The sequence below is a fragment of the Streptococcus sp. A22 genome (assembly GCF_043674215.1).
GTDB lineage: Bacteria > Bacillota > Bacilli > Lactobacillales > Streptococcaceae > Streptococcus > Streptococcus suis_V.
This window is the reverse complement of record NZ_JBIMJQ010000022.1, coordinates 23,985-38,058: the sequence shown is the minus strand read 5'-3', so window position 1 is coordinate 38,058 and position 14,074 is coordinate 23,985. Positions and strand designations below refer to the sequence as shown.

Genomic DNA, 14,074 nt, shown 5'->3' with positions numbered 1-14,074 from the left:
TGGGCTAGCCCAGACAGCTTAACCTCTGGATCTCTAGTTATCAATGAACTTGTTGCACTTGACTTGACAAATTGGGAATTTCTTATATCAGCTCTTTTTCAATGATAAATGCTTGTTTTGACCAAGTAAATCAGCTATACTAGTAGAGTTATGACAAGAGAGAATGAGCAAAGAAAATCTCGGCGACAGGTTTGGACCAAGTCTGCCAAGCGAAAATATCCCCGAAGAGTTCCATCTAAGAGAAATCGTGGTCAGATTCATCAGCGTTTCCCAAGAACGGTTGCGCTAGATCAGTCTAGAGAGAAGCGGATTGTACCAGGAAGACTTGCAGAAAAGCGTCTTCTTCCAACCACAGACAGGATTAAGGGAGTTGTCAAACCGACTGTGGATAAATTTCTTTCATTTTGGAAATTGCCAAAAAGAAGAAAAAAACGTGGGTCGCGGCATGGTAAAAAGCAGGTTTGGACAGACTACATTCCTATCGCTCTAGGTTTACTAGTCCTCCTTACGCTTGGTATGGTTGCCCTTTTCAATCTGGATTCGACCAAGAAAGGGATAGGCAAAGCCGATTCTTCCAACCAAGCAGCGGCGAGTGGATCGAAGGAAACAGAAACCAAAAAAGAAGTGGTCAAGCCTGTCCATAAGTCTCAGGAGGCCAAAGACTTGGTCATGCAGGAAGATTTGGCTTACATGAACAGTCTCTATCTCTATTATGATTATCCTAATCTGAGTTTAGAAGATACGGTCAAGGCCTATCTCTTGGAGCAGGGATTGGACCCGTCACAGGTGGCCTTTACCTATAAGAATCTCAAAACCAATGAAGTCTTCTCCATGAACGATACCCAGCCTATGACAGCTGGCTCCACCTATAAGTTACCCCTCAATATGTTGGTGGTAGATGCGGTGGAAAAAGGTGAAGTTTCAGCGACAGAGGCTTACGATATTACCGGCACAACTTATGAATACAAGCCTGAGCATGACGCCTATGTTGCCAATTATAATGGGATGATGACGATCGCAGATATGCAATACGGCTCCATTGTAGTGTCTGAAAATACTCCAGCCTATGCCTTGGCGGAGCGCATCGGTGGTATGGACAAGGCCTACACCATGTTTGGCCGCTATGGTAAATCGAAAAATCCTGACGTGCCAACTATTTCTGCTAATGGCAATCAGACGACAACGAGCTACTATTCGCAGGTCTTGGATTACCTTTATCAGCGTCAGGACAAATACGCAGACCTGATGAAGTACCTAGATGATGCCTTTCCGGGAACTTGGTTTGAAGAGTATGTTCACGGGGTGACCATCTACCAAAAACCCGGCTATGTCCGTGAAGCCCTCAATCTGGATGCCATTGTCATGGAGGAAACACCTTACAGCATTGCCCTTTATACAGCTCATTTTGGTGGCGCATCTGAGAACGATACCGAAATCGATCCTATGGGTTACAATCAAGTGGTCGCCCTCGCCTACGTCATCAATGAGTGGCACAGAGTCAATATGAATCCTGCTAAGGAACTTCCTTCACAAGAGGTGACAGCATCTTCAGAAGAAACAAGCAATGAAAACTAGGTGACAGCCTAGTTTTTTGTACTCAGATTGGTCATCGAAAAAAATGAAAAAGCCCGACAGGTCTAGTCGAGCTTAGTTGGTAGGACTTATTGTTCCTTATTCAGGGTTGCCATTATTTGAGCAGGTGCAGTTAAATCAATAGTTGTTGGAAATGCTGGATTGGTTGAAACACCTTGCATAATAACCTTGTATTGTCCATTTTCTAGAATGAAGCCTGGCAAGAGTTGACCTCCAGCACCACCAATGCCTGTTACACCAGGAAGTAAAGCTACTCCGTCTCCTGTCGACTTGCGAACCAGGTAATGGTTTGGTTTAGGTGAAATCAAGTCTGTAATGACAGCAGTCCGGTGTTGGACATTCCAGTCGGTTACTTCCTCATCTTCGCTTTGACGGAAGTCCTGAGTAACAGTGAAAGTCCCATCAGCTGCGACGGTTACCTCGACCATACGTGCTTGTGGACTAGTGCCTGTCCAAGTACCGACAAGTTCTGTCGGAAGAGCTACTGATGGCAAGGCCAATAGCTGGTCTCCTGTCATAGTTGTTGAGCTAGGCTGGCTTGCAATTTCTTCTTGTTTGGTCTGGTTTGAAGATGAGCTACTTTCTGCTTGAGACGAAGTAGTTGTTGTAGCACTAGATTCGGTTGCTTGGCTAGAGCTTGTATCAGTTTCTTTCTTAGTAGAATTGTCTGTAGCTTTTTTACTAGAGCTGGTTTGTTCTGTTTTCTCACTGGTCTTAGTGGATGTAGCCGGGGTAGTTTCTTTTCCACAGGCTGTTAATAAAATAGCTGCAGATAAGAGTATAATACCGTTTGTTATTTTCTTTTTCATATAAAAATCCTCCTGTTTGATTTTAGTATAGCAAAACAGAAGGATGGTGTCAACACAATTTTGTAACATTTGTAATATTTTTGTAACAAAAGTCGGTTTATTTGAAAAATAGAGCAATATCTTCATCGGTCAGGCCAATCATGGGGTCGATGGTGAGGATATTTTTTTCGTTCAGAATGTAGCTAGTGGGCTGGATGGGGGTGTTTTCCACAGGTTCTTGGTCCAGTAGGGAAAGTTGGCTGGGTGCAGATACAGTTTTTTCCACAGGCACTTTGGTTGGTGCGGGCTGTTCAGACGAGATAGACTGGGCAGATTTTGTAGGCTGATTTGGTGAAATCTGCTCTGGCTGCTCTGCCTTTTCTTCAAAATCCCCTTGGAAACGGGGAACCAGATAGGTTTTGCGTAGGGTACCGGCATTCTTGACCGCGTAGTCAAAGGCGGAGATTTCACCCAGCAGGATGAGCTTGCTCTTAGAGCGGGTGATGGCCGTGTAGACCAGATTGCGCTGGAGCATGCGGTGGCTGGTGCGGGTGATGGGCAGAATGACCACCTGAAACTCGCTCCCCTGAGATTTGTGGATGGACATGGCATAGGCAAGAGTGATTTTGTACCACTCATTGCGGGGGTAGGTCACTTCGCTACCGTCAAAATTGATGGAAATCTCGTCCTGCTTGCTGTCGGTATACTTGGCAGGCAAGAGGTCGGTGATGTAGCCCAAGTCGCCATTGAAGACATTGCTCTCAGCGTCGTTGATCAAGTGGATGACCCGGTCGCCCTGACGGAAAAGTTGGTCGTTGTGGGCAAATTCCAATTGACCCTCGCTTTTTGGGTTGAGCAGGTTTTGGGTCATGATATTGAGCTGGTCAATACCTGCTGCTCCTCGGTACATGGGTGCCAAAATTTGCACTTCCTGACTTGGGATGCCCGACTTGATGGCGGCACCGATAATGCGTTCAATCAGGGCAGGGATTTGTTCGTTTTGCGCCTCGAAATAAGACCGGTCTGCCTTTTTCTCACGGAAATCAGCTGGAAGGCTGCCTTGCCGAATTTGACTGGCAAGTGTGACAATGGTCGAGTCGTCGGACTGGCGGTAGATTTTCTCCAGCGTTAGGCTGGGCAATTTTTTAATCTTGAGCAGGTCGGCCAGGACCTGACCGGGGCTGACCGATGGCAATTGCTCCGCATCTCCGACAATGAGGACCTGCGTCTGAGAGGAAATATTCTGGAAGAGCTGGTTGGCCAACCAAGTATCGACCATAGAAAATTCATCGACGATGATAAATTCCGCATCCAGATAATCATCGCGGTAGGATTCTTCTTGACCTTCAACCAAGCCCAGATGGCGGTGGATGGTCGCAGCTGGCAGGCCGGTCAATTCATTCATCCGACGGGCGGCTCGGCCGGTTGGAGCAGCTAAGAGGACAGGACATTCGTCACGGCTTTTTGTCAAATCAATCTTGTGCAAGATAGCGTAGACCGCGATGATACCGTTGATGACTGTGGTCTTGCCTGTGCCGGGTCCGCCAGTTAGGATAAAGAGCGGATTGGTAATAGCTCGGACAATAGCCTCTTTCTGAATAGCATCGTAGGTCAGTGATGACATGCTTTCCAGCTCTGCAATGGCAGTCTCGACGTCCTTGCGTGGGAAGGGCTTGAAACCATTTTTGCCCATGAGGCGGCTGAGGTTCTTGTGAATACCTTCCTCAGCAAAGTAGAGACTGTTGTCAAAAATTTTGGTGCCTGCTTGCTGGACCTTGCCGTCATTAATGAGACCGGTCAATTCCTGCGCTACGGCAGCCGGGTCCAACTCGACATGGCGGGATTTTTCCAGCACGTCAATGCTGGCCTCTAGCAAATCACGCGCCTCGACATAAGTGTCGCCCGTCTCCATAGAGCGCTGGAGCAGGCAATAGAGCATGCCGGCTCGGAAACGCTGTGGTGAGTCGCTCTCGATGCCCAGATTTTCAGCGATTTTATCGGCAATGGTAAAGCCCATTCCTTGAACATCTTCGACCAGCTGGTAGGGATTTTCCTCGATGATTTGCAGTGTTTTCTCCTTGTACTGGTCTTGGATTTGAAAGGCGAGTTTGTTGGGAATGCCGTATTCGGCTAGTTTGGACAAAATCATCTCTGTGCCGTAGTTGAGGCGGAGTTTTTCCGCAAAAGCCTGCCGATTTTTGCTGGACAATCCTGTAATCTGGGTCAATTTTTCAGGTTCGGCTAGGATTTTATCAATGGTATCCTCGCCGTAGAGCTGGACTATTTTCTCAGCCGTCTTGCGGCCGATGCCCTTGAAATGGTCGCTGGAAAAATACTTGACCAGTCCAGAGGCAGTTGGTTTACTGCGTTCGTAGCGGGAGATTTGCAGCTGCTGACCGTATTTGGGATGGGTAACCAAGTTGCCGTAAAAGCGGTAATCTTCGCCTTCAATAACGTCTGCGATGGTGCCGGTCACAATAATTTCGTAGTCGTCATAATCCGCATTGGTCTCCTCGATTTCCAAGAGCAGGATTTTATAAAAATTACTGGGATTTTCAAAAATAATCCGGTCGATAGTTCCGGTGAAAGATACTTCTTGCATGATTTTTCCTTATCAAAAGGGAGTGGGACAGCTGTCTCACTCCTAATTAGTTTATTTTACGGTACCAATGCGGTTGAGGGGCCACATGCGGAAAACGACTTCTCCCTTGATATTGGCCTTGGTGAATGGACCAACATTACGGCTATCTAGAGAAACCAGTCGGTCGTCTCCCATGAGGAAGTAGTGTCCTTCGGGTACGACATAAGACAGGCTTGGGTAGCCATTGGCATCCAGTGTGAAGGCAGTAGCAGCTGCCGCACGGTTTTGGAAGCTCTTATTATAGGAGTAGGTGGACTGGAGTTTATCTTCCTTAAAGGCTGCCAGGTACTCTGCTAAATAAGGCTCATCCACCACCTCTTCATTGATATAGAGAACGTCATTCTCAAAGCGGATGGAGTCACCAGGCATACCGATAACCCGCTTGACAATCAGCTTCTCCTTGCCTTGCGAGTCCACTTCGCTGGCCACGACAATGTCAAAACGGTCAATGGTCGTCGTGCGCGCCATGATCAAGCGCTCCTTGTCATGAAGGGTTGGATCCATAGAATGTCCATCAACAGAAACAGGCTGCCAGATAAAGAGCCGTGAGAGCAAGAATCCGATAATAATCAGAGAGAAGATGCCCCACTCAGCTAGGAAGCGAGCAAGGGAATTTTTTTTAGTTGAACGCATGTGGTTTCCTCTTATTTCAATAATTTTTCTGCTTTTTGTGTGTTGGCAAAGTGGAGTTTGGCGGCCTGGCTGAGCCCCGCCATTCCGTATCTCTGCAAAATTTTGGCTGCGACCTGGTCGGACTTGCTGCCGGCACCGGATGGCAGATTCATGCCTAGTTGCTCCCCTAGTTGAGCCAAATTTTCCAAGAACATGGCGCGTGCGATAATGGATGATACCGCGACGGCCAGGTATTTGCCCTCAGCCTTTTCTTCCAAGGTGACAGGGTTGGCAAAGTGATTGGCCTCTTTTTTGAGATATTTCTGGTAATTTTGGATAGATGTAAAAGCGTCAATGACGATTTTCTCCGGCTGTACCCCTTTTTGGAGTAGCAGGTAGATGGCCTGATTGTGGAGTGCCACCTTGACTGATACGGCATTGTAGCCTTGCTCGATGACCTCGTTGTATTTTTTCGGGGACAATAGCAGAGCTTGGTGGGAGATTTTCTCTTTTAAGAGAGGGGCGATTTGGCAGATTTTTTGGTCTGTCATTTTTTTAGAGTCATTAACGCCCAGCAACTTGAGAAAGGCATGGTCATCAGGTGTGACGTAGCTAGCCACGACAGCCAGACCGCCAAAATAAGACCCGTTACCCACCTCGTCCGTCCCAATCATGGGCAGGTTCTGCCCGGAGATGGTCTGATCAGTCTGAGCCTGCTCATAGCCCCAACGACTGGCTTCCTGCTCTGCCATTTCCCCTTGGAAAACGACTTTTCCAGAAGTGTAGATGGAAAGGCTGGCGCCAGGAAGTTTGAAAAATGCTTCGATGTAAGGATTTTTACTGGCCTGCTGGTAGCGGGCGTAGTGGTGGAGCATCTGTGCCTTGTCTGAGGCAGTCACTTTAAGTACAGCGGTCGTCATGTTCTTATTGTATCATAAATGCGACTTGGAGTGTGCGGAAAAGAGTAGAATCTACTATAATAGTTTTAGAACCTGTATGCACAGTAAGAAACTTTACTGTGCATAGGAAAGTGAGGTTAAGATGGAAAATCAAGTTCAATATAAGTGGGCAACTCTGGGAACGGGTGTTATCGCCAATGAATTGGCCCAAGCTCTACAAGCAATGGGAGGGACTATCTACTCCGTTGCCAATCGTACCTATGAAAAAGGGATCGATTTTGCAAAAAAATATGGCATTGAGAAGGTCTATGAGGACATTGATCAGGTGTTTGAGGATCCTGAGGTGGACATTATCTATATTTCTACCCCCCACAACACCCATATCAATTACCTGCGTAAGGCCTTGGCTGGGGGCAAGCATGTTCTCTGTGAAAAGTCCATCACGCTAAATAAGGATGAGTTGGCAGAAGCCATTCAACTGGCGGAGGAAAACCAGGTCATCTTGGCAGAAGCCATGACCATTTTCCACATGCCAATCTATCGTCAGTTGAGCGAAGTGGCTACAAGTGGCAAGCTGGGAGAGTTGAAGATGATTCAGATGAACTTTGGCAGCTACAAGGAATATGACATGACCAACCGCTTTTTCAATAAGAACTTAGCTGGAGGTGCCCTTTTGGACATCGGTGTCTATGCCCTGTCCTTTGTTCGCTGGTTCATGACTGAAAAACCAAATCAAGTCGCTTCGCAGGTCAAATTGGCTCCAACGGGTGTCGATGAACAGGTCGGTATTCTCCTGTCCAATGATGCGGGTGAGATGGCTACGATTGCCCTCAGTCTCCATGCCAAACAGCCTAAGCGTGGGACCATTGCTTATGATAAGGGTTATATCGAACTCTATGAATACCCTCGCGGGCAGAAGGCGGTTATTACCTATACTGAAGACGGTAGTCAAGAGGTAATCGAAGCGGGCGAGACTGCCAAGGCCCTCTCTTATGAAGTGGCGGATATGGAAAAAGCTGTCGCGGGCATCGAAAATACTATGCACCTAGCCTACACCCAAGATGTTATGGAGATCATGACCCAACTCCGAAAAGAGTGGGGCTTGGTGTATCCGGAGGAGATGTAGTTAGTCTAGGTTTTGAGAGGTTGGAGAAGTCCAACCTTTTTTCTTTATGGCAGGAGATAGTCAGTCTTGAAGCCACATATCAGGTCACTATGACAATCTTGTGACAAATATAATGCTCAAGTGACAATCAATTTGGTTTGTTTACAGCTTGTTTAAAAGCCTGGGAAAGGCTTGTTTTGCAAAAAAAATTCCGCTATCATAGGTCTATCTCAAAAGAAAGAAGGAATGTTTTGTGAAACGTAAACAGACAAACAAACCGGTTTATATGAAAAGAAAGAGAAAAAGATCTGTACTGAAAGAGAATAAGAAAATGTTCTACGCATCCTCTGTAGCCTTGTCACTCTTGGCAACTGGCCTGGCAGCTCCGACAATTTCCGCCTTGGAATGGACACCACGCAATGTCTCTGAGATTAGCGCTGAATTGGTCAATCAAGGGGGCCAACTCACTTACACCATCAAGTATGGCGATACCTTGAGTGCCATTGCTGATGCCATGAATCTGGATATGGAAATCCTAGCCAAGGTCAATCAAATTACAGATGTCAACCTGATTTTCCCAGATACGGTATTGACCACGACAGTTGACCAAAATAACCAAGTGACCCAAATCGAAATTGAAGCACCTGCCCAGACAGCCAATCAAGAGCCTGTTCAAGCGACGGTGGATTTGCAGACAAACCAGGCGACCATCGACGATACAGTTGTTCATCTCGACGAGGTAGAAGTCCCTGCTCCAGCGACAGAACCGACTGCTCCAGTAGCTGAAACAGAAGTCCCTGCCGATATTCCAGCCGAGGTAGCTACAGTAGAAGTGCCCCAAGTTTCTATACCCGAAACAACAGAAGCGGTGGCAGCTCCAGCAGCAGAACAGGTTGCTCCAGTTGAAGCACCAGTGGCAGAGCCAGTAGCTGAAACTCCAGTAGTGGAGCCAGCAAGTGAGTCTGTTGTAGCAGAAGAGCCGGTGGTAGAGACTCCAGTGGCTGAAACACCAGCACCAGTTGCTACGGTAGTTTATGATAATAGTGGCCTCCAGCCCCAGGTTGCAGCATTTAAAGAAGAAGTTGCAAATACTTTCGGTATTACTTCTTTTTCAGGATACCGTCCTGGAGATCCCCAAGACCACGGTAAAGGATTGGCTATTGATTTCATGGTGCCAGTGAGCTCAGCCCTCGGTGACCAGGTTGCTGACTATGCCATTGCCAATATGGGTGCCCGCAACATTTCCTACATCATTTGGAAGCAACGTTTCTACTCACCATATCCAAGCATTTACGGACCAGCCTATACCTGGAATCCAATGCCAGACCGCGGAAGTGTAACAGAAAACCACTATGACCACGTCCACGTGTCTTTCAATCCATAAAAATACGGGAAATCGAATCGAAACAGGTTCGATTTTTCTGTTTTTGATTGCAAAAATAGGATATACTGTTTAAAAATAAGAGGAGGGCTGGTTGTGCCAAATTTTGTATCTGGCTTATGGAAGGAATATCTGGAAACCCGGACCAATGCAGGAGAGGATTTTCTCTATTGGTTACTTCAGCGTAAGATGACCTGGGGACAGCGCTGGCTGGTGGTATTGGTTCTGACGTTTATGGTCCAACCATCCCTATGTTCTGTACATCCTCTTTCTGATTGGCACAATCTTGTTTGTGATTTATGCTTTTGGTAGCCTTTATTTTTTTATCAAAAGGCGATTACAATCAAAGAAACACTAAAAAACTCGGGAGAAACTTCCGAGTCTTGGTCTTTAATCGGCCCAAATGGCAAGGGATTGATAAGGTTTCAGTCGAATGGTTTTTCCGAGTTTGGTGTCGCTGTAGTTGTCAATGAGGATGCTGCCTTGTGCGTAATCGTCTGCCAACTCTAGTTGAACTTCTTCTGGGAAGAAGTTGTTGAGGACCAAGAGTTTTTGACCGTCGTGGAGGCGCTCAAAGGCGTAAACCTTGTCGCTGTCCTTGTAGGCAGCCTTGTAATCCCCTTCAGACACGATTGGTAATTCCTTACGAAGTCGAATCAAGTCTTGGTAGAAGGTGAAGATTGGGCCTGTTTTTTCGGTCTCAACGTTTATGGTCTTGTACGATTTACCAGCTTTTAGCCAAGGAGTACCTGTTGAGAAACCGGCATTTTCAGAAGCATCCCACTGCATGGGTGTGCGGGCATTGTCACGCGACTTGGCTTGGATAATCTTGAAGGCCACATCAGGTGTGTTTCCCTGTTCTAAGAGCATTTGGTAGGCATTAAGGCTCTCGACATCGACATAATCATCCATGCTATCGTAGTCAGGGTCAATCATACCGATTTCCTCGCCCATGTAGATATAAGGCGTACCGCGGGACAAGTGGATAGAGGCTGCTAGCATGGTTGCTCCTTCCTTGCGGAAATTCTCCACATCGACAAAGCGGTTGAGGGCGCGTGGCTGGTCGTGGTTGTTGTAGAAGAGGGCATTCCAGCCATTGCCGACAGACATTTCCTCGCCCCAAGTGTGGAAGAGGCGCTTGAGTTCCTCAAAATCAAAGTCCATGATGGTCCATTTTTTACCATCCTTGTAATCCACCTTGAGGTGGTGGAAATTAAAGGCCATGGACAATTCCTCACGCTCAGGAGCCGTGTACAGAATGCAGTTTTCAATGGTTGTGGCAGACATTTCGCCAACGGTCATAAAGCCTTCTTCCCTTCCAAAGGTGGCATTGTTCATCATGCGGAGGTAGTCGTGGGTGATAGGGCGGTCGGTATAGGCAGGTTTGCCGTCGTTAATTGGGCAGTCCACCAAAACTTCGTCCTTACCAATCAAGTTAATGACATCGAAGCGGAAGCCTTTGACACCCTTGTCTTTCCAGAAGTTGACCACCTTGAACAGTTCTTCGCGGACATGAGGGTTTCGCCAGTTGAGGTCGGCTTGGGTCACATCAAAGAGGTGGAGGTAGTATTTCCCAGTATCGCCAAAGAGAGCCCAGGCATTGCCGCCAAACTTGGAAACCCAGTCGGTTGGCTGGTCACGTAGGATAAAGAAATCTTGATAGTATTTGTCGCCTGCTAGGGCCTTTTGGAACCATTCATGCTCCGTTGAGCAGTGATTGAGGACCATGTCCAACATAAATTCAATACCCAGCTCTTTACCGACAGCCACCATTTCTTCAAAGTCAGCCATGGTGCCAAAATCAGGATTGACAGCTGTGTAATCAGAAATGTCATAGCCGTTGTCCCTTTGCGGACTTGGGTAGAAGGGATTGAGCCAAATCATATCAATGCCTAGCTCTTTTAGATATGGAAGTTTTTCAATAATTCCTCGTAGATCCCCGACACCATTTCCGGTCGTGTCTTTGTAAGATTTGGGGTAGATTTGATAGACGACTTTACGTTTGTCAATGGTCATGATGATAGTACCATTTCCTTTCTCAAAAATGATGTAATCAACGGCAAAGAGTTGGGGTTACCAACTCTCTACACTTATATTGTTTTATGCTTTTGTTGCTTTCAAGATAGCTTGGCCACGTTCTACTGAACGAGGAAGGCTTCCAAGAACCTCTGTATTGAAATCCGTTTGGTTGGTCACGATAACTGGTGTTTCAGCGACGAGACCAGCAGCCTTGATGACATCGATGTCAAAGCTAATCAATTTATCGCCAGCTTTTACCTTGTCACCTTGTTTGACGTGAGCTGTGAAGCCTTTACCTTCCAATCCGACAGTATCCATACCGATGTGCATAAGGAGTTCAACTCCGTTTGTAGCAGTGATACCAACAGCGTGGTTAGTAGGGAAGAGGACAGATACTTCACCGTCAACAGGTGCAACTAAGATGCCTTCGCTAGGATCGATAAGGACACCTTGTCCCATGACCCCAGATGCGAATACAGGGTCAGTTGCCTGTGACAATTCTTTTGCTTGACCAGTTAGGGGGCTGATCAATTCGATAGCAGAACCAGTTTCAACGACAGTTTCAGTTACGACTACAACTTCTTCAACAGTTTCTTCTTTTTTTGAAAATGCACCTGTACGTTTGAAAACAGCTGTCAAAATCATTGGGACAACAATCGCAACAATCATTGTCATAAAGAATGCACCCCAGTATTCAGCCTTGATAGACAAGATACCTGGAAGACCACCGATACCGATAGAAGCAGCTTGGATGTTGAAGGTTACAGAAAGTAGGCCAGCGATACTTGAACCGATCATAGCCGCTACGAATGGGTAAACGTATTTCACGTTAACACCGAAGAGGGCTGGTTCAGTAACACCAAGGTAAGCAGAAATTGTTGCAGGAAGAGAAACTTGAGCTTCTTTTTCATTGTGACGGTTCATGAGGAAGTAAGCAAATACCGCAGAACCTTGAGCAATGTTAGAAAGGGCAATCATTGGCCAGAGACCAGTTCCACCAGCATCCGCAATCAATTGTGTATCGATGGCGTTTGTCATGTGGTGAAGACCAGTGATAACGAATGGCGCATAAAGGGCACCGAATACCGCACCAAAGAGCCATTTCAATGGACCAGTCAAACCAGCTAATACAACTGTTGACAACCATTGCCCGATTGTCCAACCGATAGGACCAAGGACAGTGTGAGCCAAGATAATTGCTGGAAGAAGTGATAGGAATGGTACGAAGATCATTGAGACCACTTCTGGAACAACCTTACGCCAGAAGATTTCTAGGTAAGACAGTGCCAAACCGGCAAGGAGGGCAGGGATAACTTGCGCTTGATAACCGATACGAGCAATACTAAATGCACCGAAGTTCCAAGACTAGTCGCTGGCAATGGTTGCTGCATCTGTACCAGGTACAGCATAAGCGTTGAGCAACTGTGGAGAAACCAAACAGATACCAAGGACGATACCAAGGATTTGAGAAGTTCCCATTTTACGAGATACAGACCAAGTGATACCTACTGGTAGGAAGTGGAAGATGGCTTCACCTGGCAACCAGAGGAAGTGGTTGACACCATTCCAGAATGGTGATACTTGAACGATAGTGTTCCAGATTGGTTTACCACTTGCGTCAAAGAGGAGTTCTCCATCTTTCATAGCTTGACCAAGTGCTTCGATTTGTACGCCTTCCAAGACGTTACGGAAACCGAGGATCAAACCGCCGACGATAAGGGCTGGGATGATCGGCGTGAAGATTTCCGCCAACATAGTCATAACACGTTGGATAGCATTTTGGTTACTTTTAGCGGCTGACTTAGCAGCTTCTTTTGATACGCCTTCAATACCAGATACCGCAGTAAAGTCATTGTAGAAGATTGGTACATCGTTGCCGATGATAACTTGGAACTGACCAGCGTTGGTGAAGGTTCCTTTTACTGCTGGAATATCTTCGATGACTTTTACATTTGCTTTTTTGTCATCCGCAAGAACAAAGCGCATACGTGTTGCACAGTGAGCAACTGCGTTAACATTTTCTTTTCCGCCAATAGCGTCCAAGAGCTGTTTGGCTTCTTTTTCAAATTTTCCCATATATTTTTCCTTCTAGATGGCTTATGGAATCCGTCACCTTATATTTTTAGACATCTCCCAAAAGTATGTCTTTTTTAAAATTTGTACGAACAAATTTTGTTTACAAAGACCATTGTATCCGATTTCAAAAAATATTGCAAGCGTTTTTAACATTTTTTTATAAAATTTCATAAAATTTCATAAAATTTCTGTTATACTAGAGTAGTTGTATGATAAAGTGGCTACAAATTAAGGAGACATCATGAAGAAATACCAGGAAATTTACAATGACTTAAAGGAAAAAATCCGTACAAATACCTACCCTGCTGAAACCAGTCTGCCGACCGAGCAGCGCCTGCAAGAAATTTACGGTGTCAGTCGTGATACTGTCCGCAAGGCCCTGTCTATGTTGACAGAAAGAGGTATGATTCAGAAAGTTCAGGGCCGAGGTTCCCTAGTTCTCAAGCAAGAAATGCTGAATTTCCCTGTTTCTGGTCTGACTTCCTACCAGGAATTGGCTGAGTCTTTGCAGCTGGAGACCAAGACAGAAGTAGTCAGCCTGGATCAGATTGTTATCAGTAGCAACTTGGCGAATTTGACTGGGTTTGAACCCCATAGCAAGGTCTGGAAAGTTGTCCGTACACGTTCTATTGATGGCAAGGTGTCGGTTGTGGATACTGACTACCTGTCTGCGGATATTGTGCCGACCATTACCAAGGAAATTGCTGCATCTTCCATTTACAATTATCTGGAGAAGACCCTCAAGCTGGATATTGCCTATGCCCAAAAGGAAATTACTGTTGAGCCGACCAGCCGTGAGGAGCGAGAGCTCATGAAAAATGAAGATGACTATCTGGTCCTCATCAAATCCCGCGTCTATCTGGGAGATACCAAGCAATTCCAATACACTGAAAGCAAGCACAAAATCGACAAATTCCGCTTTGTAGACTTTGCGCGTAGAAAACACTCTATATAGTAGGA

At 46.2% G+C, this 14,074-nt stretch carries 10 protein-coding genes and 1 pseudogene; 5 read left to right on the top strand and 6 right to left on the bottom strand.

Going from position 1 to position 14,074, the window contains the following annotated elements:
* The first annotated feature begins 516 nt into the window (after positions 1 to 516).
* Positions 517 to 1,575, top strand: a complete 1,059-nt coding sequence (locus tag ACHBHN_RS08815; RefSeq protein WP_394733953.1) for a serine hydrolase — start codon at positions 517 to 519, stop codon at positions 1,573 to 1,575.
* A gap of 86 nt (positions 1,576 to 1,661) precedes the next feature.
* On the opposite strand, the gene ACHBHN_RS08810 is transcribed toward ACHBHN_RS08815, so the two are convergent.
* The 4 genes from ACHBHN_RS08810 to rnhC all read right to left on the bottom strand — a co-directional run bounded on the left by ACHBHN_RS08810 (position 1,662) and on the right by rnhC (position 6,554).
* Positions 1,662 to 2,402: a hypothetical protein gene (locus tag ACHBHN_RS08810; RefSeq protein WP_105161219.1), complete on the bottom strand. Its 741-nt coding sequence runs from the start codon at positions 2,400 to 2,402 to the stop codon at positions 1,662 to 1,664.
* Positions 2,403 to 2,499: 97 nt separating this feature from the next.
* The gene (locus ACHBHN_RS08805; RefSeq protein ID WP_394733952.1) at positions 2,500 to 4,983 is read right to left on the bottom strand and encodes an ATP-dependent RecD-like DNA helicase; all 2,484 of its coding nucleotides are present in this window, start codon (positions 4,981 to 4,983) and stop codon (positions 2,500 to 2,502) included.
* Between the two features lie 51 nt (positions 4,984 to 5,034).
* Positions 5,035 to 5,655, bottom strand: a complete 621-nt coding sequence (gene lepB / locus ACHBHN_RS08800) for a signal peptidase I (protein ID WP_105111737.1) — start codon at positions 5,653 to 5,655, stop codon at positions 5,035 to 5,037.
* Positions 5,656 to 5,666: 11 nt separating this feature from the next.
* Positions 5,667 to 6,554: a ribonuclease HIII gene (gene rnhC / locus ACHBHN_RS08795; RefSeq protein WP_105111738.1), complete on the bottom strand. Its 888-nt coding sequence runs from the start codon at positions 6,552 to 6,554 to the stop codon at positions 5,667 to 5,669.
* Between the two features lie 121 nt (positions 6,555 to 6,675).
* Between rnhC and ACHBHN_RS08790 the strand changes: the two genes are divergently transcribed.
* From ACHBHN_RS08790 to ACHBHN_RS08780, 3 genes are all read left to right on the top strand, one after another.
* The gene (locus ACHBHN_RS08790) at positions 6,676 to 7,659 is read left to right on the top strand and encodes a Gfo/Idh/MocA family protein (protein WP_105161221.1); all 984 of its coding nucleotides are present in this window, start codon (positions 6,676 to 6,678) and stop codon (positions 7,657 to 7,659) included.
* A 232-nt stretch (positions 7,660 to 7,891) separates the two neighbouring features.
* Positions 7,892 to 9,022 (top strand): LysM domain-containing protein, encoded by a 1,131-nt coding sequence (locus ACHBHN_RS08785; RefSeq protein WP_105122371.1) that lies wholly within the window; start codon positions 7,892 to 7,894, stop codon positions 9,020 to 9,022.
* Between the two features lie 93 nt (positions 9,023 to 9,115).
* On the top strand, positions 9,116 to 9,331 hold the full coding sequence (locus ACHBHN_RS08780) for a hypothetical protein (RefSeq protein WP_238140694.1): 216 nt from the start codon (positions 9,116 to 9,118) through the stop codon (positions 9,329 to 9,331).
* Between the two features lie 78 nt (positions 9,332 to 9,409).
* Here the strand turns inward: ACHBHN_RS08780 and treC are convergent, their stop codons facing one another.
* Positions 9,410 to 11,035, bottom strand: coding sequence for an alpha,alpha-phosphotrehalase (gene treC / locus ACHBHN_RS08775; protein WP_105161222.1), 1,626 nt, complete (start codon positions 11,033 to 11,035; stop codon positions 9,410 to 9,412).
* Between the two features lie 84 nt (positions 11,036 to 11,119).
* Positions 11,120 to 13,114: pseudogene (gene treP, locus ACHBHN_RS08770) on the bottom strand (PTS system trehalose-specific EIIBC component).
* Between the two features lie 241 nt (positions 13,115 to 13,355).
* On the opposite strand from treP, the gene treR reads away from it, so the two are divergent.
* The gene (gene treR, locus ACHBHN_RS08765) at positions 13,356 to 14,069 is read left to right on the top strand and encodes a trehalose operon repressor (RefSeq protein WP_105111742.1); all 714 of its coding nucleotides are present in this window, start codon (positions 13,356 to 13,358) and stop codon (positions 14,067 to 14,069) included.
* Positions 14,070 to 14,074 lie beyond the last annotated feature (5 nt).